Genomic DNA, 22,654 nt, shown 5'->3' on the forward strand with positions numbered 1-22,654 from the left:
TCCGCCCACGCTGATTGTTCATGGACACGTCCGCGCCCAACCCGCATGGGCCGGCGCATGCTGCTGGTGGCCGGATTGGCGCTGCTCGCCAGCGCCTCGTCATCGCTGGCCCAGAATTCAAACGCCGCTGATAAGAAGATCGTCCTCGTCGCGGGCACGCCCAGCCACGGTCGCGGAGATCATGAATTCAATGCCGGTGTGTTGCTACTGAAAAAATGCTTGGACGCGGTGCCAGGCATCAAGTGCGACGCGCATCTAAACGGCTGGCCGAAGGATCGGAATGCTTTCGACGGTGCGGACGCCATCATGTTGTATATGGACGGCGGATCGGGGCATCCGCTGATTCGCGATGAGAATCTGGCCCAAATGCGTGCGCTGATGGCCAAGGGAGTCGGCCTGGTATGCGTGCATTATGCCGTTGAGGTACCGAAGGATCGCGGCGGGCCGGAATTGATCGATTGGATCGGCGGCTACTACGAGACCGGCTACTCGATCAATCCGCACTGGGTCGCTGACATCAAGCAATTGCCCGATCATCCGATCACGCGCGGCGTGAAGCCTTTCAAGGCTCGCGACGAATGGTACTTCAACATGCGCTTCCGCCCCGAGATGGAAGGAGTGATCCCGATTGTCTCGGCAACTCCGGTGGATGGCATCCGCGGTACGCCAGCGGCCAAAGAACATCCGGGGCGTGAAGAGGTTCTGGCCTGGGCCGTCGAACGTCCGGACGGCGGCCGTGGATTCGGCTTCACCGGCGGCCACTTCCATATCAATTGGGGAGACGACTACTTCCGCAAGTTGATTCTGAATGCGCTCGTCTGGGCGGCCCACGGCGACGTCCCAGCGGACGGCGTATCAAGCATGGTCGAAAAGGAAGAGCTGAAGCAGAACCTCGACCCGAAAGGGAAGAAGTAACTTTCGGCTCGCGACCTGGACTGAAAGACGATCCCCAGATTGCGTAGATCTCTCAGATTTTGAATAAGCCCCGTTGCCGGTCCGCTGTGCCGCACGAGCCGGCGCGACAACAACTCTTCAAATCTGCGTTCCTCTGCGAAATCTGCGGACCGAAACGTCAATTCGCGGGCGTATGCCATGCGCGCCAGACCGCAAAAAGGCGGTAGTGCGTCAGTTTGAATTGCGGGTTTCGGGCGGTTGGCACGGGCGGTCACTCCGACGGCGGTTCCAGCCGAGCCATCCGCAGACGGAAATTATCGTACCGACGAGCAGCGCGGCACGTTCTGTCGAGATACTGTTCGACCAGAGGCCATCCCACAGAAGCAGCAGCAGGACAATCGCCATAAGGGCACCGGCCAACGCATACTTGAAAGCGGAGATCATCCCCCCATCATACCTGGCGGGAGGGGCGACTATACGATCTCACGTAGTTCTTTAATGCAGTTTTGACAAAGAGGACCTGTTCGCGTCGCCCATATTTTAGGCTTCGCCTGTCCAGCGGCGCGTCCTAGAACTTCAAGAGATATCAACGATTGCTTCTGTGCGGCTACAAAAAGACGCGAAAACTGATTTCAGACTAATGCACTACCAAAAAGGCGCGAGGTTGGCGTATTCGCAACGTCGAGGGTATCCTTAAACGTCCGCCCACTTGCCTGCCTTGCAGCCTGCCGATGTTTTTTCGGAGTTCTTCTCGTGATGCGATTCTGCCTGATACTCTGCCTGGCCTTCGCCGCGCGGATCGCCGCGGCCGGCGAATCGTGGCCGCAGTTTCGCGGCCCGGATGGGCAGGGTCATACGGACGCCGTCGGCCTGGCCACGAAATGGGGCGAGGGGGAAAACGTCAACTGGAAAGTGCCGATTCCCGGCCGCGGTTGGTCGTCCCCCGTTATTCTCGAAAACCGTATCTGGCTGACCACCGCGCTCGATGACGGACATTCGTTGCGCGCGATGTGCCTCGACCGGACGACCGGCAACGTCCTGCACGATGTCGAGGTGTTCACAGTCGACGACCCGCAAAGCATCAATGCCAAGAACAGCTACGCCTCGCCCACTTCGTTGATCGAAGGGGACCGGCTGTGGGTTCATTTCGGAACATACGGCACCGCGTGCTTGGACAGCCGGACAGGTAAAACGCTGTGGACGAATCGTGAGTTGCAGGTCGATCACAAAGAGGGCCCCGGCAGCTCGCCGATCCTGGTCGGGGATTTGCTGGTCGTGCATTGCGACGGCATCGACGTTCAGTACATCGTGGCGCTCGATAAACGGTCGGGCCACATCGTCTGGAAGACCGATCGTACGGGCGCCAAGCATCCCGCGCCGGACCAGCGCAAGTCGTACTCGACACCGCTGGTGATCGAAGTCGCCGGCAAGAAGGAGATCGTCAGCACCGGCGCCGACCGCGCGTACGGCTACGACGTGGCGACCGGCATCGAGCTATGGCACATCGAATACGATGGCTTTTCGAATGTACCCAGACCGCTATTCGCCGATGGCCTGGTGATTATCGACACCGGTTACATGAAGCCGCAGTTGTGGGCGATCCGCCCTGACGGCTCCGGCAAACTGGCCGACAGCAACGTCGCGTGGCGCGTCAAGAACCAGGTGCCGGCCAACCCGTCCCCCGTGATCGTTGGTCAGAATCTATTCATGGTCAGCGATCAGGGAGTCGTCACCTGCCTGGATGTCGCCACTGGGAAAGAGCGATTCAAGTCGCGACTCGGAGGAAACTTCTCGGCCAGTCCGATTGCCGACGCCAGTCACATTTACCTTTTCTCCGAAGAGGGAGATAGCGTCGTATTGGAAGCAACCGACAAGCTGCACGAAGTGGCCCGCAACAAACTCGACGGGCGGATCATGGCATCGCCAGCGATCGCCGGAAAGGCGATGTTCATGCGCACCGATACGCACCTCTATCGCATCGAACAAACCAGCGACGCTGCCCCATCCACAGCCGCACGATAAGCAATCGTTCACCACAGAGTCGCGGAGCCACAGAGAAGAATCGGGCAGATCATCCTAGTAGGGTGTGTCCGCGACACACCCTCTTTAATTCTGCGGCATTCTTTACCGCAGCGATGACCGATCACCCACGATTTTACGGTCACCAGTGGCGAACAGGGGCAAAAACCCTACCGTAAATCGCCGAGCGAAGGTCCCATCTCCACCCATCATTCATCACTTCGCGCTCCGCATTTCCCTGATTCATCACTCATCACTCTGACCACTTCTTCCACTCCGTGGTGCAACCCTTCTTCTACTTCTCCTGCACAAACACCCGGTCCCCCGGTTCGATCCAGTAGTTCGTCTGGTTCGATTCGCCGCGTAGAAGGGCCCGCCAGTCGACGGGCAGAATCGTGGGCTTTTCCTGATCGGATTTCGATCGGGCAATCCACACCCAACCGGTCGCTGACAGTCGCAAATTCGGGTCGTGGGACAACGCATCCAACACCCGCTCATGCCCGGTGCAAGGAACACGAACGACGTTGTCCATCCCCTCACGCTCCGAGACGATGAAATAGAACTTGCTGTTGTAGGCGAACATGTCGACCGAGATTCGCGGTTTGTCGAGGAATTGCTCGAGATGCTTTTCGATCGCCTCGCGCACTTCTGGAATCGTCATCCCCGCGACGTAGACGCTGCCGTACGATCCCAGATTCACGGTGCCGTCCGGCCCAATCAGATGCTCGCCCGCGATATCTTGTTGCCCCGCACTTTCGGCGAGCGAAACAGAAACTTCGGGGGTCGAGAGGACGCCCTTCAGTTGCTTCTTGATTGCCTCGATAGCTTCGTCCAATGTCATACCTGCGACCTTGATTGTGCCGTATGCCGGCCCGAGTGCGATTGTGCCGTCTGCCTCGACGGAATAGGGACCGGCGATATTCTGATCAGGCAGCGTGCCCAACACCGTGACATTCACCGTATCAAGCGGTTCAATGCGGTACGGCGCCTTGGGCACAACCTTCACAGCATCGATCAACAGGATGTCGGGGGCATCGACCAGATAGGGTTTTAATAGCGGGCGATCCGATGGCAAATCCTTGTTAACCGCCATGGCTCGTCCGATGGGCGTGTTCCCCCACGGCGGCAGGTCGGTGCCGCGCCACAACGGTCGCCCAGCTTGGAGAAGCGCAAGCACAACGGCCAAGGCCACCGCAATCACCCAACCCATCACAGCCAGTAGACGTCCCACCCCTGGCCGCGGCACATCTTGCATGGCCAACAGGCGCATAATGCGCGATCGCGCCGCCGAGATACTCTCGGCCATCCCCAGCATCACTGCCGGACGTGCCTGCGGAACAAAATCAAGTAAGATCGATGCGAACTCCACCGGATCCGCGCCGGCGGCGATCGCCCAATCGTCGCATGCCTCTTCACAGGCGGCACGAAAATCACGCCGCACTAGCCACAGCAACGGCTGCCACGGCAATACGACACTAACGATCTCGACGGCCAGCCGGCTCCAACTGTCGCCCCGCGCCATGTGGGCCAGCTCGTGACAGAAAATCACAAACCAATCGTCACGCTCGTTGCCCGCCACGGGCAGTAGCAGCGTATGGCCACCCATGCCCAAGACCGGTGACGCCAGCGCCGGCGAATCAACGGCCGGACTCAGCTTCAAAATTGGCGCCGGCACGCCCATCATGTGCGCCGCTCGCCCAAGCGCGACCACGATCGCCTCGTCCTGACAGAACTCGCCAACGCGACAGGCGCGCCGCACCGCCGCCGCACTGCGAGCGAGCCGCACGGCCAATACGCACGAGGTAACGGGCCACGTACAACCGAACGCCAGCCACGTCCAAGATTGCCAATCGATTCGCTCCGGCGCAGCACGTACGTTTTCGCGGACGACGCTCGACGACTCCAGGATGACGGGGCGCGGTGCGCCGCTTGGGGCCTCGTAAATCCAACCGATCTGCTCGGCAGGTTCCGTTAGCTCGGCCGGCGTCAACATGCCCCAGCCCCCATAGCGCACTACCGACGATGCCACCGGCACCACGACGCACAGCAGACTCGTCGCCAGCAGCACGGCCGCGCGCAGCGCTGGCCTGCGGTACACAATCCACGCCAGCGACCAACCCAGGCAACAGATAAGCGTACTTTGCCACGCCGCATCGAAAGCCAAGCGCCGCCAGCCGTCGGCCGGCACAAGATTCCACAACTCACCCATGGCGTTTCTCCTTGCGGCGCGCTTCGATCAGTTGCCGCAGTTGAGCCAGTTCTTCGCCCGACCACGGCCGGGCATCGAGTAGTTGCGACACCAATAATTGGGGATCGCCGTCAAAGACGGCGTCGAGCATCTCAGTCACCAGCCCCGCCTGGGCCGCTTCGCGCGTCCGTGCAGGACGATAGACGTAAGCGCGCCCTTCGGCACGGTGGGCCAACCATCCCTTCTTTTCCAACTTCTGCATCGCCACGAGCACCGTCGTGTACGTGATCGGCCGGCGCCGCCCGAGATGCTCGGCGACCGCGGCCACCGTAGCCTCGCCACGCTTCCAGACGAACTCCATGACCTTGGCCTGCAAATCCCCCAGGCCGTGCAGCGTTTTCCGACGCATCCGCGTTCCTCCGGCTATCTACGTCGATGCGACGTACGTCGGATGATAGTAGCAAATACCAACGTCGGGTCAAGAAGAATCTGCAATCGATAACCGCCGATGCTTAGGAAAGTGACGAACTAACAGCAGACAGAATTAACGAAGCACTCTTCCGGACGGCCCTCGCAGTTTCATGAACCGAGATAAATCGACGCCGATCGGTACATTTCTCGTTTCAAGCGCGACGCCTTGCTATCCTTTAGGCTCTGCCCTTTCAGTCACCAGACACTGGTCCGAATGATGAATTCCATTCCGCCCCCATCCACCGCACTTCTCATTCGTCACGAAGGCGAGGCCCCGCGCGAGCGCAGCACTTGCGGCTGGCGGCACTTGCTCGTCAGCCGGCAGGACTCCAACGTCGCGGCCTGGGCTCATGCCGTGGATATCGACGGCGCGCGCGAGCACTACCATCGCGTGGCGACCGAACTGTACTACGTGCTCGAGGGAGAAGGGACCGTCCGCCTGAATGGCGTCGATCATCCGGTGCGCCAGGGCTCGCTCGTACACATTCCGCCCGGAGTCGTACACGGGGCGCAGGGGCGGATGCGAGTTCTGGTCGTCGGCATCCCCGACATCAGCGACGGAGATTTATATTTTCCCAACGAGCCGCGCGACGAAAACGGCGAATGACGAGTCTTTGAAAGTCCGTTGACCGGATCGCCGAACCAGTAACTCACAGCGCCTGAGCAAAAAAACACGAAGGACGAAGCCCGCCGGGGCTTTCGTCCTTCGTCATTCTTCCGGCATTCAATTGTTCGTAGAGCGACCTTCGCTATCAGCGTCCGTCGCACAACAGGCGTTGGGCCGTTTACCAGCCCATCACCATGTTCGACTCGATCACTTTGCGGGCACGTTCCAGATCGGTACCCGTCTCGTGCATGTACAGGCGGATGGCGTGAACCTTGTCCCCCGCGGCCTTGGACAGGCAGTCGCGCGCCGTATGACAAAGGTCGGCACTCGTACTCGGGATTCCCAGCGCGCTTTTGGAAATGACCCAAGTATCGCGCGGACGCTTCGTCAGACGCAGGACTCGTTCATGCGGATAGGCGTCGTGGACGACGGCGGCCGCCGCGTCCTGATCGTTCGCCCAGGTAATGATGATGTGCGACTCGGTCTCGACTTCAAACAATGGCATCGCCAAATCCCCCTTTCCCACTGCTGAGGTGACAGATGCGCCTTGTATCGCCGCGTTCAATGTTGCGGCATATGCCCGCTTGCTCTCTATCGAGGATGTTAGGATTCGCCGGGCAAGTCGTCAACGAGCGCCGACCGCCCCCCGCCGTGGCGGCTGCCGATCCAGCGAACGGGGACGTTATAAGCGGGCTTTATAGCGGCCTGCTACGACACGTCCGCTCAAGACGTTACACACGGCTGAGTTGCGAATTCCCGCGCACGCCAAGCCGCGAGATCGCGGGCCGCGCCATTCTACGCGGCCCCGTAAACGGCCTGCCAGCGAGCCAGCACCTGGGCCGGGCTGGCGGTGCCGGTTGTACCGAGCTGCTGGACCGTGATCGACGCGACCAGGTTCCCCACGGCCGCGGCTTCGAGCCGTGTGGCACCCGCCAGCAGGGCCAAAACGATCCCCGCCGTGGCGCTGTCGCCGGCGCCTACCACGTCCACCGGACCGTGTACCGGGTAACCATCGGCCAGCACCGGATCGCCCGTGGTATCCGCCACCAGGATGCCGCGTTCCCCAACCGTGCAGTACAGCTGGCAGCCGGTCAGCCGCGCAAAATCGCGAGCCGCCGTGATTGGCTCGTTAGCGCTGCCGGTCGAAGGTCGCCCGAGCGCGGCCAGGCATTCATGCACGTTCGGCTTCAACGTGCCGCGACGAAATCGGGCAATATGCGCGCGGCTGTCGATGAACATCAGTTTGTCGGGGGCCGCTTCGGCCAATTGCGCCAAGTGCTCGCGCACTGCGGGCCCGATCACGCCCCACCCTTCTTCGTTCACCTGGTCGAGTACGATCAAACCATCGGTCGCTGCGAAGACCGTGGCCAGCTCGTCGAACAGCCGCTCTTGCGTGGCGGCCCCCAAGGCGCTCTTATTCCTCAGGTCGATGCGGTTCAACTCTTGCCAGACACCGTCCGCAGCGCGCCGCAACGGCTTGGTATAGGTTGGCGTCAGCCGATCGGCATCTCGAATGATGTGGCCGGCGTCGACCGGCATGCGTTCCAGCGCCCGCAGCAGATCGTACGCCTGGCCGTCGTCTCCCAGCACCGTGACCGGCGTCATCTGTCCCACGCCGAGCGCCGCCAGGTTGTTCATCACCGTGCCGAGCGCGCCGGGATTATTGCGAATGCGCGTGATCTGATAAGCCTCGAGCCCGGTCTCGATCGACAGTTCGTTCATCTCGGGATCGATTTCGAGATAACGATCGAGAAACAGGTCCCCGACCAGGCCGATCGACAGCTTGGGAAGCTCGGCCAGCACCGAGGTCAGACGTTCGAGCGAAACGAGCGGCGCGGCTTTCATTACAGCCCCAACAGCGCCAAGAGCTCGTCCTGCTGACGATAGTCGCCGATGATGATGTCCGCGCCGGCGCGGATCAAACGCTCGCGTTTCCAGGCGTTGATCCCTTGCCGCGCCTCTTCATCGCTGGCCACACCTACGGCCACCCCACCCGCGCGGCGCGTCTCTTCGATTTCAACAAAGCCGTCGCCGAACGCCAACAACTGATGCGCGCCGACGTTCATGTCTCTAATAATTTGCTCGATGATCATCGCCTTCGAGAAGCTGCGATAGTCGTCGAGCGCGCCGTAAATGTGCTCGCCGAAGAATTCGGTCAATCCCAGTACGGCCACCTCGTCGCGGACATATTTCAGGTCCGTCCCCGAGGCCAAATACAGCTTCACCCCGCGATCACGCAATTGCGTCAGCAGACGGCGCGAGCCGGGCACGGTCAGATCGTCGGGCGGGACGCGTCCCTGCTTCAGCGCGTCGATGCGCTGACCGACTTGCGCCCACAACAGGTCATGGTACTGATGCTTGTATTCCAACGGATCGCGGGGCGTCGCCCCGCGCGCCTTGACCTCGTCGGCCAACTGCATCATCTGATAGATCGTCTGCTTGCCGTTCAGTCGCATGACGTACTCTTCGACGTGCTCATGCAGTTTCTCGCGCGACTCGCCGCTGCCGGTCTCGGCCAGCACGTCCACCATCATGGGGATCATCACCGCCTGCCAATTGCGGCGGATCAGCGACAGCGTTCCGTCAAAATCGAACATCGCCGCGCGGAACTCGCCGCGCGGAAAATCAGGGCGCAAGACCTCGATGGTCCCTGCCGAGGTAGCTTCGTTCGTCATGCGGCCCTTTTCTCTGTGACGTTTTCCGGCGATTTGCCAAAACCTTTTCGGACGGCGAAATCGCGGCAATACTCGTCGCGATCCGCTGCTCGACGAATCGGCTCCCTTGGCAAACAGGACCCGACCGTCAGGGAACACGCAGTTTAGTCAAACGGCATAAGTCGACAAGGCACCTGGCTCGGCCCCTAACAGCCTCATAATGTATCGCCCAACGATCGTTTTCAGCAGCGAGGTTGCTGGTCCACTGTAGTACGTCCGACCAACGTTCTTTTCGATTTTTTTGTTGGCAGCACGAGCCGCAATTTCCTGAGCAAAAGTTGGCTTGCCGCCCGTCACGGCGAGGGATACTGTAAACTTAACGGCAGGAGCCTTGGGCGGCGCCGATCCTGGTAAACCACGGTCAACCCGCGGCAGCATGTTCGGCCGAGTGACAACCGCCGCTCGTGATAAACGCGACAGAAAAGCGTGCATGAGAAACGACTCGATTAAAAACATCTTCGCGTGCCAGGCGACGGCTTGGCACGCACTCGCCTCAGGTCGACAGCGATGAATCCTTCCGACGTTCGGCTCGACGCGCACGGCTTTCCGATCGCACCAGACTTCGCCCCTCGCGCGGTTGAGGACTTCGCCCCGAAACTGCGCCGCGCCGGGCGCGGAACGTTCACGATCCGCGCGCTACTGGTCATGCTGGCCGTTGGCGCGGCGATCATGGCGCTGGTTCGAGCCGAGCTGGGCGTCCCGCTCGGTAATGCCGTCGCTCATTGGTTGGCCGGCCATGCGTTTCAAAAGCAAATGGGCGACGACCTGGACGGCGCGCTGCGCGATCTGGATCGGGCTTTGTCATGGAACGACAAGTCTGCTGAATTTTTCGCCCGACGCGGGCAGGTGCGTTTGGAAATGGGGGACGTTGAAGGAAGCCTCAGCGACTTCAACAAAGTGACCGCCCTGGCGCCGGAGTCGAGCGAAGCGCTCGAGCTACGCGCCATGTCGCTGCAGCGGTTGCACCGGCACGATGAAGCCATCCGTGACGTGACCAAGGCCATCCAACTGCATCGCTTCGAACCCCACCTGTTGAACAGCCGCGCCTACACGCGCGCTATTGCCGGGGTGGAACTCAACGAGGCGCTGCAAGACATTCAATCGGCAATCGAAAGCGAGGGGCGGAACTCGCATTACCTCGACACTCGCGGCTATATCTACTTTCTGCTGGGAGAATACGAGCCGGCACTGGCCGATCTGGATCAGGCCCTGGCGATGGCCCGCCGCGAGGCACCCAATTCGTTTATCCTCGATCGACATCCGTATCCGGAACGGGTGCTAGCTCGCATAAAGCGCCAGCACGAGAATATCCTGGCTGTTATGTACCACCATCGTGGCGAGATACACCAGAAACTAGGGCATAGCGAGCTGGCCGAGTCTGATCTGCGCCAGGGAGACGCTTTCGGGTACAATCCCGCCGCTGGCATCTACTGAGGGATCCGTAGACCGCGGGCCCCAGATGGTCGCGAGCCAGCTATTGAGGGCATACTCTTCCGAGAGCGCGGTGATTCATGGAAGGATCACAACTGGCCGAAAAGGCCCTATTGAGCGACCCCCCCCCGCCCGCCCTGGCCGGGGGAACCGCCGATGGCGTGCGCTGGAGCGTTACGCCCGAGTGGCGCAAGACGCTGATCGGCGCGCAAGGGCTACGCCTGGATGAATGGCTGGCCGAGGGGCGGATGCATGTCGTCAAGCACGCCTCGCACCGCACAGTCTATCGCGTCGACCTGCCACATCGATCGTTCTTCCTCAAGCATTACCGCGTCCTGGCGTTTTTGAACGCCCTGACGCACCTGCTGCGCGGCAGTGCCGCCCGCCGCGAATGGCGCAACGCTCTGGAGGTGCGCCGCCGACACGTCCCTACAGTGACACCGATCGCGTTGGGGGAACACTATCGAGGCGGCCTGGTGCGCGACAGCTACTTCGTCAGCGAGGCTATCGCCGATTCTTGTACGCTCGAGCGTTACGCCGACGAGTGCCTGCCTAAGCTCTCGTCCCAGGAGCAAGCCCGCCTACGGCCGCGCATCATCTTGGCCCTGGCCAAGCTTTGCGCAGCGGCGCATCGGGCGGGGGTCTATCACACCGATTTTCATCGTGGCAACGTGTTGGTCGGACTCGATACGCTGGCCTCCCCCGACGTGCTGCCGGAACTACATTTGATCGATCTGCCGAAAATGTGGTTCTCGCCCCCGCTCTCCTGGGCGCACAGCCGTGACAGCCTGGCGATGTTCGCCGCGGCGTGGCTGGACCGTTCGTCGCGCTGCGAACGATGGCGATTCTGGAAGGCCTACCTGGCTGGCCGCCCCGAGCTGGTGCTGGCCGATCCGCTGGCCGCGGGCAACGAGATCGTGCGCCGCAGCCGGGCCCACGCCCGCAAAATCTTCAGCGAGCGCGACAAGCGCTGCCTGCGTTCCAATCGCGACTACACGCGCGTCAAAGCCGCCAGCGCGATGGGTTACGCCGTGCGTGACCTGGCCCGCGGCGACTTGCTGACGCTGATGAGCCAGCCCGACGCCCCGTTTGCCGCCCCCGACGCGCAAATGATCAAGGTCTGCTCGGGCAGTCAGGTGGTGAAAACGACCATGCTGCTCGAAGGGCGTCCGACACCGGCCGCGTATAAACGCTCGTGCAACCGCCTGTGGCGCAAAGCGATCTTGGCCCTGTTTCGTCGCAGCCGAGCCCTGCGGGCTTGGCACCTGGGACACGCACTGCGCGAACGAGGCATCGATACGGCCCGGCCACTGTTGGTCGTCGAACCGCGCACCGGCGGACCGCGTTGGGAAAGTTACCTGGCCACCGAATGGGTCGAAGGAGACCATCTGCACGATTACGCCGCCTGGGTCGCCGCGCAGCCTTCGACAGAACGACGCCGCGAAACGCGCCACACGGCCGTCGTATTGGGACGCATGTTGGGGCGGATGCACGCCTGGAACGTCGATCATCGCGACCTGAAGGCGCAGAATCTGATGCTCGCGCGGCAAGGAGAAAAGCTCACCGCCAACCTGATCGACTTGGACGGCGTGCGCTTCGTTCGCTCGCTGACCGAGCGGCGTCGGGCGCGCAACCTGGCCCGCCTGGCCACGAGCATGGAAGCCCATCCGTGGCTGACTCGCACTGACCGACTGCGGTTTTTATGCGCTTACCTGGCCGTGGCCCCGCTGGAAAAGCACACCTGGAAATGGTTCTGGCGCCGCGTCGGACGACGCAGTCGCGTACTGACGAACCTGATGCGCGCCGGCGGACGGGAAGTGCTGTAGCCCAAGCCGGACTTCTTTTCGCGCGAGCTGCCTGCTCGTAGGATGCACTGTGTGCATCATTGCTGCTTCGTCCCCACCATAACCCGCGGGGAAAATCCGGCCTAATACTTCGCGCGGGATCCAAACCCACGCATGCAGTACAGCCCCAAGAGCACGATGCCGAACAGCACCCACATCCATTGATGGCTGTTGAGCCGATCAAAATAGAGCATCATCGAATGGACGTAGTGCGAAATGAACCGCATCAGACATGACTCCTGCTTTGGCGAGCGCCCCGGCCCCGCCCCTTGTCTCTTACCCGTGAAAGGATAGGTCACCAGCGGCGCCTGGCGGCGGTTGCAAACGGTATTTTCCTCACAACTTGTCGCGCCAGGTTCCAGGGGCCTCGCAGAGCCATTTCGGCAGTTCGGCCCGAGTGAACCAAGGCGACTTGCGAGGGGTCAACCCGGGGGTATAATTCACCGTTTCACCCCCCGGGGACGTAGCTCAATTGGTTAGAGTACCGGACTGTCGATCCGGTGGTTGCGGGTTCGAGTCCCGTCGTCCTCGCTGAACTGGTAAGGGTTTACGTCAACGACGTACCCTGCCAGTTTTTTTGTGCGCGCAGCCTCGCCCGCCCAACGGGGCCCAGGTAGACCCACCCCCCTCCGGCGGCGACCGAAAAGACGCCAGCGGAGCTCGCCCGAAGGAACCCGAATTCGTGGGCCTCGACTCCGTTCAAGCTGCGATCGCCCCCGTGCGCGAGGCGCTGCTCCGCCACCCGATCTACAACGACCTGGGCCACGCCAAGGCGTTGCGGGTTTTCATGCAACATCATGTCTTCGCCGTCTGGGATTTCATGTCCCTGCTGAAGGCACTGCAGCGGCAGCTTTGTTGCGTCACGATCCCCTGGATACCGAACCAGGCGTCTCTCGGTGGTCGGCTGATCAATGAAATCGTGCTGGCCGAGGAAAGCGACGAAGACGGCCACGGCGGGTTCGCCAGCCACTACGAGCTGTACCACCAGGCGATGCGAAACTTCGGCGCCGATACATCAGCGATCGACAACTTTCTCGCGCAATTGCGCACCGGCAAGACCATCGCGGCCGCCATGCAGACCGCCGGCATAGCACCAGCTATCCAGGAATTTGTCGGTCGAACTTTCGCGACGATCGATAGCGGTGACGTGTGCCGTATCGCCGCCACGTTCACCTTCGGCCGTGAAGATCTACTGCCGGCCGTGTTCCAGAAAATCGTCGACGAAATCGCCGGCCGCGTCGGCCATGACCTCGACGAGTTCCGGTACTACCTACTGCGGCACGTGGAACTCGATGGCGACGAACATGGCCCGATGGCCAATCGCTTGATCGAAAGTCTCTGCGGAGCCGCTGCGGGGCGCTGGAAAACCGTCGAACAGGCTGCCGTGGCCGCGCTCGAGTCGCGGCTGACGTTCTGGAACGCGATTCATCAGGCGGTCATCACCGCCGACTGACGCCGCAAAGAGCGACGATAAGCTTTTTCCGCGCTTACTCACTGGCTCGATTGCTGCGCTGACTCTCTTCGGTCAGGCGTTTCTCGTCGGCCGGAGTCAGCTTCGGCCGGTCGATCTTCAGCGTCAGTTTGCTCAGCTTGCCGGTGAATTTGAAGGGCACCTGGTAATCCTTGTCGTCGACGGGCGTGCCCGTATCGGCGCCGATGTCGAACGTTTCGTCCCATTGCAAAGCAACGGGAATGCTGTGTTCCATCTTGTGCGATGACACGACCTTGCCGTCGACCTTTAGCGTCCCTGGCCCGCCGTGCCCCAGCCCGCTGCGATTGTTAAAGGCCAGGGTCTCCATACCGAGCCCTTCGTATTTGAAGGCGAACTCCAGGGTGTGTTTGCCCGCGGCCAGCTGTGCAGGGCTTTCCCAGCGTATGCGCCGCAAGTCGAGCATGTTCCACAAGAAGACCGGCTTTCCTTTCAGCAGATAGAATCCCCAGCCGCCGAAACGTCCTCCCTGCGTCGCGAGCACCCCTTCGCCACCGTCGGCCGGAACTTCGATCTCGGCCGTGATCGTGTACGAGGAGTCTAAAATCATCGGCGCCGCCCCCATCGGGATGCCGGTCAGCTCACCGCTATAAGTGAAAACATTGCGGCCGGCCGTGGCGCTGGGACGCGGCGAAACCATGCGAGTGGCCAGGGAATTGTCGAGCGGAAAGACCTGGTACTTGGCCGCCTCGACGATGAACAGTTGCTGCAATTCCTTAAGCTTGTCGGGCTGGCTGGCCGCCAGATCGTCGTTTTGCGTCCAATCCTTCGTCAGGTCGTACAGCTCCCATTTGTAGCTGTTCATCACGTTCTGATTGGGGGTCGCTCCCAGATTCCAGGGAGGATTGATGGGCGTGGTGTTGGCATACCAACCTTCGTGATAAATGCCCCGGTTCCCCAGCATTTCGAAATACTGCGTCTTGTGCGGCGAGGGGGCCTTGGCATTCGCCTTGTCGAAGGAGTAGGTCATGCTCACGCCTTCGATCGGCCGCTGCGCGATGCCGTTGACCATCTGCGGCGCCTTGATGCCGGTCAATTCGAGAATCGTCGGCGTAACGTCGATCACATGGTGAAACTGATTGCGGATGCCGCCGGCGTCCTTGATCTGCTTCGGCCACGCTATCGTCATTCCCTGGCGCGTGCCGCCGAAATGCGACGCCACCTGCTTCGTCCATTTGAACGGCGTGTCGAAAGCCCAGGTCCAACCGACCGCCATATGGTTATAGGTCTTGTCCGAACCCCACTTGTCGTAGAACATCGCCAACTGCAGCGGCACCGGCACTTCGACCGCGTTGAACTGCGCGACTTCGTTCGGCGTGCCGATCGGCGAGCCTTCGGGACTACTGCCGTTGTCGCCGCTGATGTAAATGACCAGCGTGTTATCCAGTTTCCCCAGGTCTTCGACCGCCTGAATGACGCGACCAATTTCGTGATCGGTGTAGGCCAGGTAAGCGGCATAGACTTCGACCTGACGGGTGAACAGCTTCTTCTCCTCGGCCGACAGATCGTCCCATTTCTTCAGTTCGTCAGGCCAAGGAGTGAGTTTGGCGTCGGCCGGGATTACGCCCAGCTTCTTCTGGTTGGCGAAGATCTGGTCGCGCAGTTTGTTCCAACCCATGTCGAACTTGCCCTTGAACTTTTCAATCCACTCGGGCGTGGCATGATGCGGCGCATGGGTTCCGCCTGGGACGTAATAACAGAAGAACGGCTTGTCCGGCGCGATCTCGCTGATCATCTGCAGATGCGCGATCGCCTCGTCGGCCATGGCTGTTGTGAGATTCCACTCCGGCTTGCCTACGTAGGGATAAATCGCCGTCGTGTTGCGAAACAGGTTCGGCTGCCACTGGCTGGTATCACCACCGACGAAGCCATAGAAGAATTCAAAGCCCATACCGATCGGCCATTGATCGAAAGGGCCGACCTGGCTGGCTTGAAACGCCGGCGTGTTGTGATTCTTGCCGAACCAACTGGTGGCGTAGCCGTTGTCTTTCAGCACCTGGCCGAGCGTGGCCGTATCAGGCCCAATGATGCTGTCGTAACCGGGAAACCCGGTGGCCATTTCGGACACTTGGCCGAAGCCGACCGAGTGATGATTCCGCCCAGTAATCAGCGCCGCGCGCGTCGGCGAGCATAGCGCCGTCGAGTGAAACTGCGTGTAGCGCAATCCCATCTTGGCCACGCGATCCAAAGACGGCGTAGGAATCACGCCGCCAAAGGTGCTGGGGGCGCCGAAGCCGACATCGTCGGTCATGATCAACAGCACGTTCGGCGCACCCTTGGGGGGCACCACGCGGGGCGGCCACCACGGCCTCGAATCCACGGCGTTCATGTTGATCACGCCTCCGAACACCGGCGGTTGCGACGGCAGATACTTTCCGTCGAGGGTGCGCGTCGCCGTGGGCGATCCGGACGGTGGCGTCGGTGCTCGCTCACCTTGTGCGAAAGAACTTCGCGCCGTCGCGATCACGAGCGCGGCACTGGCAAGACATCTCGAAACTCGCACTACGGATCGTAATACGTGAATCACGCTTCGACTCCCTTCGTAACATGATGCTGCGACAGCGCGACTTGCGCCATGCTCGATCGAGCGCTGCCCCGAGCGAATAACGTACGGCGATTCCCGATTAATCTAGCGTTACTTCGCTGGGCTGTCAGCCGTTTGACCTTCTGGCTTGTCCAAACGCACCAGCAACCAATGATCGGTCTTGCCGTTTTTGTGAATCAGCGCGGGCGCCTCGCCTTGCGCGAGATCGCTCATGCCGGCCTCCATCACCGACTCCGTGTTGTCCCCCACCGTCCAAGCCGCGCGCTGTGTCTTGGGATCGGCCGCACCCTGGATGGGCTGAGTGTGCTCGGTCACCTCGTCGGTATAATTGCCGCGGAGGATGCCCTGCTTGTTCACGGCCAGTTGCAGGATCAACTGCGGATGCTGCTGCTCGTTGCGAACCATCGCAAAGACGCCCAGCGGCATCCAGTCTTCACCACTGGCCGCCTCGGCCCCGGCGCCCGTAGCAGCCAGTTCGGCCGCCTGCTGGCTGTATTCAGCCGGCGTACCGACCGGCTGACCGTTCATCGTGACCATGCCATTCGAGTACGCAGGATTCACGCCGTAGTTGTACGCAACTGGCGCCGCACCGGCACCGTAATATCCGCCCACCGCGCCCCAGGTCGGTGTTCCCCACACCGCTCCCGCTGTCCAGCCATGCGGATACCAGGCGCCGGCGTGCGCTCCGTACCATTGACTGTTGTAGAGGCTGGGATTGTTGAACGAATTCCGTACGGCAGCCGCCCCCGCCGTGGCCCCCTCGGCGCCTGAGAACTGTGGCGAATTGCGATTGGCAACTGCTGCGCCTGCGGCCGCACCCTGTGCTCCTGAATACTGCGGCGAGTTGCGATTCGCGGCAGCCGCCCCGGCGGCTGCGCCCTGTTTGCCGGTGGCAGTCGGGTTGTTCCTGTTCGCTGCGGCAGCGCCCGCTGCGGCGCCTTGCGCGCCAGTGGCCTGAGGTCCGCGCCGTTCAGCAGCCGCGGCGCCCGCCGCAGCGCTGGAATTATTTCCTCGACCGTTCACGCTAGCGCCGTTCTTACCGGCGAAGCCCTGTTCCTTTCCGCCGGAGTTGCCGCCAGTGCGTTCGCGATTTGCACCGCCCCCTTGGGCGTGGTTGCCTCCCTGATGCGAGCGTTCGGACCACTCACCGCCCGGAGAATGTCCGCCGCCGGAGCGCCCTTCGCCGCGGCCGCGTTGCGCGTAAGCGCGCGGCACAGCCAGACATAGAAATGCCACCAGCATCGAGATAATCATCCGTCGCCCCATGGCGGTGTTTCCTTTCTTCAAGATCAACATTTGTGCTGCCGGCACTACGAGTCAGTTCAGGCATCCGCGGTCACGGCACGACGTCGGAAATCGAATCCACGACGTTCGGAACCGCGATCGACCGGGGCGGCCATGATTCACTCAGCCACCGAACAGCACGAAAAACTCTAGGTTACCGCAGAGTGCTGCAGGACCGGCGCGTAACGAACGCGCCGCCCGATTCAACATAGTAATGGGAGAACGAGAGTAAGGATCGTAACGACTGACCCGATGAACGCCCTAACTGGCATCGGTTGCTACTATTGGATAGGCCCCGAACCCGCACGGGATTCAGGCCAAGATTTCTTTTCCCCCGACGAATAAGCTGACAGAGGGTCGAGTCCCCTGCTATCCCCCGCCTGGAATTCTCATGTTGACGTTCTTGCTGTGGTGCCTGCTGCTAGTGGTTTGCTGGCCGTTGGCCATTCTGGTGTTGTTTCTGTATCCGATCGTATGGCTGGTGCTGCTGCCATTCCGGTTGATCGGCTGGACCTTTGCCGTGATCTTCGACACGCTCGATGCGATATTGACGCTGCCGGCACGGGTCGCGCGGCGTCTGGCGTGAAATCGAGCGGGCAACACCGCAAAGAAGCACACGAAATCGCGCCGCCAGAATGACGTCTATCGTCCGCGACCGGTAAGCGTGAAGGCGGCCCAAACCAGCGGCGGCGCCGAATTGTATTGCGCGCGCAGGCGTTTGATGGCTGCCAACTGCGCGTCGCGCAGCGCGTCCACCTTCGATCGACCGGCGGCGAGTTGTGCGAAAAATTCGCTCATCTGCTGATTGGCTTCGATCGTCAGCACCGGCCACAACGTCGACACGACGGCTTCCGCCCCGGCGAGCCGGAACGCCTGCCGGACGTTTGCCACGCCTTCGCCGGTGCGCAGTCTTCCGACGCCGGTGTCGCACGCGCTAAGCACGACCAACTCCGTGCCGCGCAGGTCGATGCCCAGGATCTCCATGCCCGTCAGAATTCCGTCATCCCCTCGGGCCGTGTTCCGCCAGTTGCAGCCCGCCAACAGCAGACCGCAATGCAGCAGCGGATTGTCGGGCAGCGCCATCAGCGACGATTCTCCGCCATCGCCACCGCTCAAGGCCAACGATCTTGCCTGCTGCTCAACGCTTCGGCGTGGCGGCTCGAAGAAGCCGTGCGTCGCCAACAGCATCAACTGCGGGCCGTGTACGGCTTTGACCAACGGCTCGAGCGCACGATCTCCTTGCAACACGGCCGGTTTTTGCCCAGCGTACGTCGCCAGCTTCGGCGCTACGTCCTGCACCTGTTGGGCAAAATCCTCAAGCGGCCTACCCAGTGGTGGGCTGGGCGGTTTCAGCCGCGTCGTTTTCCGAGCGTCGGGATTGATCTTCGTGCGCGTCAGCACGGCCTTGGCGATCGAATTAGCTTCGTCCGGAGGCAAATCGAAATTCGGATTCGCCACGATCAGTGGCTGGTTCGAATTGCGCTTCGATTTCGGCGCCACCAACTCGCGGCCGCTGACGACGTGGCTGACGCGCACCAGTTCGACGGTGAACTGACCGTTCGGCAGTATCAGCGCCGCCCAAGGCACGAGCCACAATCCTGAATCGGGGCTGATGATCAAATGCTCGGCCACGCCGATCTCGCGCACCAGGGGATGCAGCACCAACTGCGATAACTTGTGGAAGGCGGCGATCGCCAGCTTGTCGGCTCGTTCGTCGAGAGGTCGTAAGTGCCCCTTCGCGTCAGTGCGGAACACGGTCTTGATCGAGACGCGCAAATCAACGATCGCTCGATCGATCGCTTCCGCCTCGCCCAGGTCGACCAGCTTGACGTTGCCGTGCCCAGCGGCGGGCACGATCCAGGCCGCGTAATGCTCCGGCCGCCAGCGCATGCCGGCGTAGGCGAAATCAAAATCCAGCAGCGGGAACCGGGCAATGTCGATATACACGTCTCCCGGAGCCAGCGCCTGTCGCAATTGTTCGACCTCGATCCAGCGCCGCCCGGTCAAAGATTTGCTGCCGGCCGTGGCCAGTTGGTACGACAGGCTTTCCTCGGTCGACGCCAGTTGCGAGATCTCTTTGCGTTGTGCGTCGTTAGCGTCGCCGTCTTTCGCCGCGAAGGCGAGCTGCGCTTGTCGACTGCGCACGCCGACCAGTTTCTGCGCGATTTGACGCAGCGCCGGCTCGTTGCTTTCGCGCGCGCGAATGATCCGGTCAGCCAGCAGCTCTTCGGTCATCGATTTGCCGTTCAAGACCCAACCGGCCGATAGCGCGGCAATCTCGGGATTCGTGCGCTGCCGAAGGGCCAGCGACAGTCCCGCTTGCAGCATGCCCATGTCCACTTCGTTCAGGTAGCGCAATTGTTCGCGTTCGGGGAGCGTGGCCAGCACCTTGGTCACATGCGTCAGGGCCCGGCGTCGCGACTGGTCTTCGTGATGCGCGGCATCGGCCCAGGCGCCCTCGGCGGCGGCAAAGATGGCCAATCCGTTGAAAGAACCGATCAACGTCGGATCTTCGTCGTCGATGGCTTGTTGGCGCCGCAGATCGAGCGCTTCCTGATATCCCTTCACGGCCGCGGCGTATTTGCCCTGCATTCCTTCGACGAAGGCCAGGTTATCAAGCGCCATGGCCACGCGCGGGTTAACGGCCGCAGATCCTTCGCGGCGAATCGCTAGTTCTTCCTGGAAATAGCTGCGTGCCTCGTCGAACTCTTTTAAGTCCAGTGATAGCAGCCCCAAAGTACACAGCGTGTTCGCCACTTCGAGACCGCGCGGATCAAAGACTTCGCGCTGGATGGCCAGAGCGCGCTCCAGACATTTGCGCCCATCGGCCGACTTGCCCGTGCGCCGTAGCAAGAAGCCCAGGTCCTGCAGGATGGCAGCCGTTTCCGGCTGCTTCTCGCCGTAAGCCTGAATCTGTGCGGCCAGCTTTCTTTCGAGCAATCCCTGGGTGGCCGCGTTGTCGCCTAGCGTGAACGACAGGGACGCCAATTTTCCAAGGACGCCCAGCGTCGTCTGCAGATTAGGCTCGGTGGCGTCCTTTTGCAGGGCCAACGCCTTCTGCAACCAGGATTGCGCCGACTTGAAGTCGTGCATTTCCAGATACAGACTTCCCACCTCGCGCACCGTAACGATCGTGCGATCGTGATTCGCGCCGAAGGCTTTGGCGCATTTCGTCGCTCCCTGTTCGGCATACCGTAGCGCCGCGGCTTTATCCTCCATCTGTTCGGCGACAATTGTCAGATGGCCAAGAATGTCCGCCGCCATGACCGGCTTTTCCAGCCGTGTATCGCAAAGGGCTAGCGCCTCTTCATAGCGCCGCCGCGCACCGGCTAAATCCTGGGTGCGCTGCTGGCTTTCGGCCATCTTTCGCATGACCGAAATTACGCCGCCGTATTTTTCCCCTTCCTTCGGCAGCGAGACGTAACCCTTCTCCAGAATCGGCTCCGCCTTGTCATACTCCTTTAATTGGATCAGGAGGTCGCCGAGCTGCCGCAGGGCGGCCATCGTTTGCGGCGCGTCGGCCCCCAAGGATTTCGCCATTGTAGCCACGGCCTTTTCGCTATAAGCGCGTGCGCCGGCGAAGTCTTTCAAACCCGTGAGCGCCGCGGCGACGTTCTCTTGCTCGAGAGCCGCGTCGATCGATTCTTCACCGGACAATTCCGTGTAGATCGCCAGCGCCTCTTGATGGCAGGCCAGCGCTTCTTTGAAACGATCAAGCCTGCCCAGCGCCACCCCCAAGTTCTTGAGCGACACCGCCGTATGCGGGTGCTTGTCTCCCAAAACTTTACGGCGGATGGCCAGCGCCTCTTGGTTGTGCATGAGGGCCGGGCGGTAACTATCCTCGAACGTGTAACAATAAGCGAGCTGATGAAGCGCGAGCGCCGTCTCGACATGTTCACTGCCGAACAGTTTCCGGCATAATTCCACGGCTTCGGTCGCGACAGGAATTGCATCGTGCGGCTTGCCCTGCTCGATCAGATCGGCAGCCGACTTCATCAATTCCTTTTGTTTATCGAGCTGGGCTTGCCGCTCCGGACTCTCTGTCGTTTGGGATGCAGAATCCGCAGCGGGTTCCGTACTCGGTTTCGTCGGTGGCTCGGCGCGGACCGCGATCGCGGAAGTCGCGACCAATATTGCGAGTACTCGCCGGAACCAATTCATCCTTGCCCTTCAAATCCGTTTCCTGACCGCCGGCGCGCAAGCTATGTAACGCATCCAGTAGCGCCCGAGAGATCCGCCTGGCAGTTCGGCCTGTTCATCAGCTTCCGCGATTCGCCCTGAGCGGGCAAACACTTGCGCGATGTTTCAGACTCTGCCCCGTCGCACAACGACCGAAGTGACTCGCCCATATTAATCGTAACAGCGGCCGCATGGCCGTGCGAATCCGCCTAACGGTTTCTACAGGGCCCCGCGACACGAAGAGGTCGTAAGTGCAGGGTAATAGAAGATCGCGCCTGACTAGTTGGCGCGATAGTTCATCCGGCAGCCGTTCGGGCCGCAATAGCCGGTCCACGCTTCCGACATGTTGAAAGTACTGTAGCCGCCGGGCAGTCCGGGCGTCGAAGCGCCTCGATAGCCGGTCGAAGTCACGGCGCGTGATTCATAGCCCGAGACATTGAATCCGTCGTAAGCCGCCGGCAAGTATCCGTTATATCCATACGCCGGATATTCTCCGTAACTGTAACCACCGAATCCGAAACCAACGGGATTGTAGAACCTGGCCCGCGCGGGAGCGGGGCGTGATACAGGCGCCGGTGCGATGGCGACCGGCGCGTTATAGCTCGCGCGATATCCGGTGATGACCGGAGGTTGACCCGGCACGGCCACCGGCACACTGTAGCTGGCGATGTAACCCGGCACCGAAGGGGCCGTATTACGCACAACCACCGGAGCGCCCCGACCAGTAACCACCGGAGCCTGCCGGCCTGGCGCGATGGGAACCGTGTAACCAACCACACCCTGACCGGCATAGGCGCCCGAATAGCCAGGCACCCCCATCGGCGCCGGTTCCACAGCTTGCGCGATACCTGCAAGATACACGGCCAGCGCAACGGCGCCGCCGAGCATCACGGATCGTATTGGTTTCGCGCAAAGCATGCCGGCCCCACAGTCGCAAAATTCACAGTCGCAGCCGAATCGCGTCGTCGTTGATCGCAGCAATAATCGCG

18 protein-coding genes and 1 tRNA gene are annotated in these 22,654 nt (G+C 61.4%); 8 read left to right on the top strand and 11 right to left on the bottom strand.

Annotation, left to right across the window (positions count from 1 at the left end; genetic code table 11):
- Window positions 1-45: 45 nt before the first annotated feature.
- Both VGN12_21145 and VGN12_21150 read left to right on the top strand, forming a co-directional pair.
- Window positions 46-915: a ThuA domain-containing protein gene (locus tag VGN12_21145; protein ID HEY4311968.1), complete on the top strand. Its 870-nt coding sequence runs from the start codon at window positions 46-48 to the stop codon at window positions 913-915.
- A gap of 735 nt (window positions 916-1,650) precedes the next feature.
- On the top strand, window positions 1,651-2,916 hold the full coding sequence (locus VGN12_21150) for a PQQ-binding-like beta-propeller repeat protein (protein ID HEY4311969.1): 1,266 nt from the start codon (window positions 1,651-1,653) through the stop codon (window positions 2,914-2,916).
- 292 nt (window positions 2,917-3,208) lie between these two features.
- Here the strand turns inward: VGN12_21150 and VGN12_21155 are convergent, their stop codons facing one another.
- Window positions 3,209-5,122, bottom strand: coding sequence for a polysaccharide biosynthesis/export family protein (locus tag VGN12_21155; GenBank protein ID HEY4311970.1), 1,914 nt, complete (start codon window positions 5,120-5,122; stop codon window positions 3,209-3,211).
- Complete coding sequence (locus VGN12_21160) at window positions 5,115-5,510, bottom strand: BlaI/MecI/CopY family transcriptional regulator (protein HEY4311971.1); 396 nt, start codon at window positions 5,508-5,510, stop codon at window positions 5,115-5,117. The genes VGN12_21155 and VGN12_21160 overlap by 8 nt, the downstream gene beginning before the upstream one ends.
- A gap of 276 nt (window positions 5,511-5,786) precedes the next feature.
- Between VGN12_21160 and VGN12_21165 the strand changes: the two genes are divergently transcribed.
- Window positions 5,787-6,179 (top strand): cupin domain-containing protein, encoded by a 393-nt coding sequence (locus VGN12_21165; protein HEY4311972.1) that lies wholly within the window; start codon window positions 5,787-5,789, stop codon window positions 6,177-6,179.
- Between the two features lie 178 nt (window positions 6,180-6,357).
- On the opposite strand, the gene VGN12_21170 is transcribed toward VGN12_21165, so the two are convergent.
- The 4 genes from VGN12_21170 to VGN12_21185 all read right to left on the bottom strand — a co-directional run bounded on the left by VGN12_21170 (window position 6,358) and on the right by VGN12_21185 (window position 9,325).
- Window positions 6,358-6,684 (bottom strand): DUF6793 family protein, encoded by a 327-nt coding sequence (locus tag VGN12_21170; protein HEY4311973.1) that lies wholly within the window; start codon window positions 6,682-6,684, stop codon window positions 6,358-6,360.
- Window positions 6,685-6,974: 290 nt separating this feature from the next.
- Entirely contained in the window at window positions 6,975-8,024 is a 1,050-nt protein-coding gene (locus tag VGN12_21175) for a PfkB family carbohydrate kinase (protein HEY4311974.1), read from the bottom strand.
- A complete protein-coding gene (locus tag VGN12_21180; GenBank protein ID HEY4311975.1) occupies window positions 8,024-8,854 on the bottom strand; it encodes an HAD family hydrolase in 831 nt (276 codons plus the stop codon). Before VGN12_21180 ends, VGN12_21175 begins: the two co-directional genes overlap by 1 nt.
- Before the next feature lie 147 nt (window positions 8,855-9,001).
- Window positions 9,002-9,325, bottom strand: a complete 324-nt coding sequence (locus VGN12_21185; protein ID HEY4311976.1) for a hypothetical protein — start codon at window positions 9,323-9,325, stop codon at window positions 9,002-9,004.
- Between the two features lie 75 nt (window positions 9,326-9,400).
- Between VGN12_21185 and VGN12_21190 the strand changes: the two genes are divergently transcribed.
- The gene (locus tag VGN12_21190) at window positions 9,401-10,327 is read left to right on the top strand and encodes a hypothetical protein (protein ID HEY4311977.1); all 927 of its coding nucleotides are present in this window, start codon (window positions 9,401-9,403) and stop codon (window positions 10,325-10,327) included.
- 77 nt (window positions 10,328-10,404) lie between these two features.
- The gene (locus VGN12_21195) at window positions 10,405-12,150 is read left to right on the top strand and encodes a lipopolysaccharide kinase InaA family protein (protein ID HEY4311978.1); all 1,746 of its coding nucleotides are present in this window, start codon (window positions 10,405-10,407) and stop codon (window positions 12,148-12,150) included.
- Window positions 12,151-12,251: 101 nt separating this feature from the next.
- On the opposite strand, the gene VGN12_21200 is transcribed toward VGN12_21195, so the two are convergent.
- Window positions 12,252-12,395 carry a hypothetical protein gene (locus VGN12_21200; protein HEY4311979.1) on the bottom strand — a complete coding sequence of 48 codons (144 nt, stop codon included), beginning with the start codon at window positions 12,393-12,395 and terminating at the stop codon, window positions 12,252-12,254.
- A 230-nt stretch (window positions 12,396-12,625) separates the two neighbouring features.
- Here VGN12_21200 and VGN12_21205 point away from each other — a divergent pair.
- Together VGN12_21205 and VGN12_21210 are read left to right on the top strand one after the other, a co-directional pair.
- A tRNA-Asp gene (locus VGN12_21205) sits at window positions 12,626-12,699 on the top strand.
- Between the two features lie 151 nt (window positions 12,700-12,850).
- The gene (locus tag VGN12_21210; protein ID HEY4311980.1) at window positions 12,851-13,621 is read left to right on the top strand and encodes a DUF3050 domain-containing protein; all 771 of its coding nucleotides are present in this window, start codon (window positions 12,851-12,853) and stop codon (window positions 13,619-13,621) included.
- A 34-nt stretch (window positions 13,622-13,655) separates the two neighbouring features.
- Here the strand turns inward: VGN12_21210 and VGN12_21215 are convergent, their stop codons facing one another.
- Together VGN12_21215 and VGN12_21220 are read right to left on the bottom strand one after the other, a co-directional pair.
- On the bottom strand, window positions 13,656-16,184 hold the full coding sequence (locus tag VGN12_21215; GenBank protein HEY4311981.1) for an arylsulfatase: 2,529 nt from the start codon (window positions 16,182-16,184) through the stop codon (window positions 13,656-13,658).
- A 108-nt stretch (window positions 16,185-16,292) separates the two neighbouring features.
- Entirely contained in the window at window positions 16,293-17,498 is a 1,206-nt protein-coding gene (locus VGN12_21220) for a hypothetical protein (GenBank protein HEY4311982.1), read from the bottom strand.
- 379 nt (window positions 17,499-17,877) lie between these two features.
- Here VGN12_21220 and VGN12_21225 point away from each other — a divergent pair, with 379 nt between their 5' ends.
- A complete protein-coding gene (locus tag VGN12_21225; protein HEY4311983.1) occupies window positions 17,878-18,072 on the top strand; it encodes a hypothetical protein in 195 nt (64 codons plus the stop codon).
- Between the two features lie 56 nt (window positions 18,073-18,128).
- Here the strand turns inward: VGN12_21225 and VGN12_21230 are convergent, their stop codons facing one another.
- A complete protein-coding gene (locus VGN12_21230; protein ID HEY4311984.1) occupies window positions 18,129-21,482 on the bottom strand; it encodes a CHAT domain-containing tetratricopeptide repeat protein in 3,354 nt (1,117 codons plus the stop codon).
- 462 nt (window positions 21,483-21,944) lie between these two features.
- Window positions 21,945-22,553: a hypothetical protein gene (locus VGN12_21235; protein HEY4311985.1), complete on the bottom strand. Its 609-nt coding sequence runs from the start codon at window positions 22,551-22,553 to the stop codon at window positions 21,945-21,947.
- Between the last annotated feature and the right edge of the window lie 101 nt (window positions 22,554-22,654).

The organism is Pirellulales bacterium, assembly GCA_036499395.1.
Lineage (GTDB): Bacteria > Planctomycetota > Planctomycetia > Pirellulales > JACPPG01 > JACPPG01.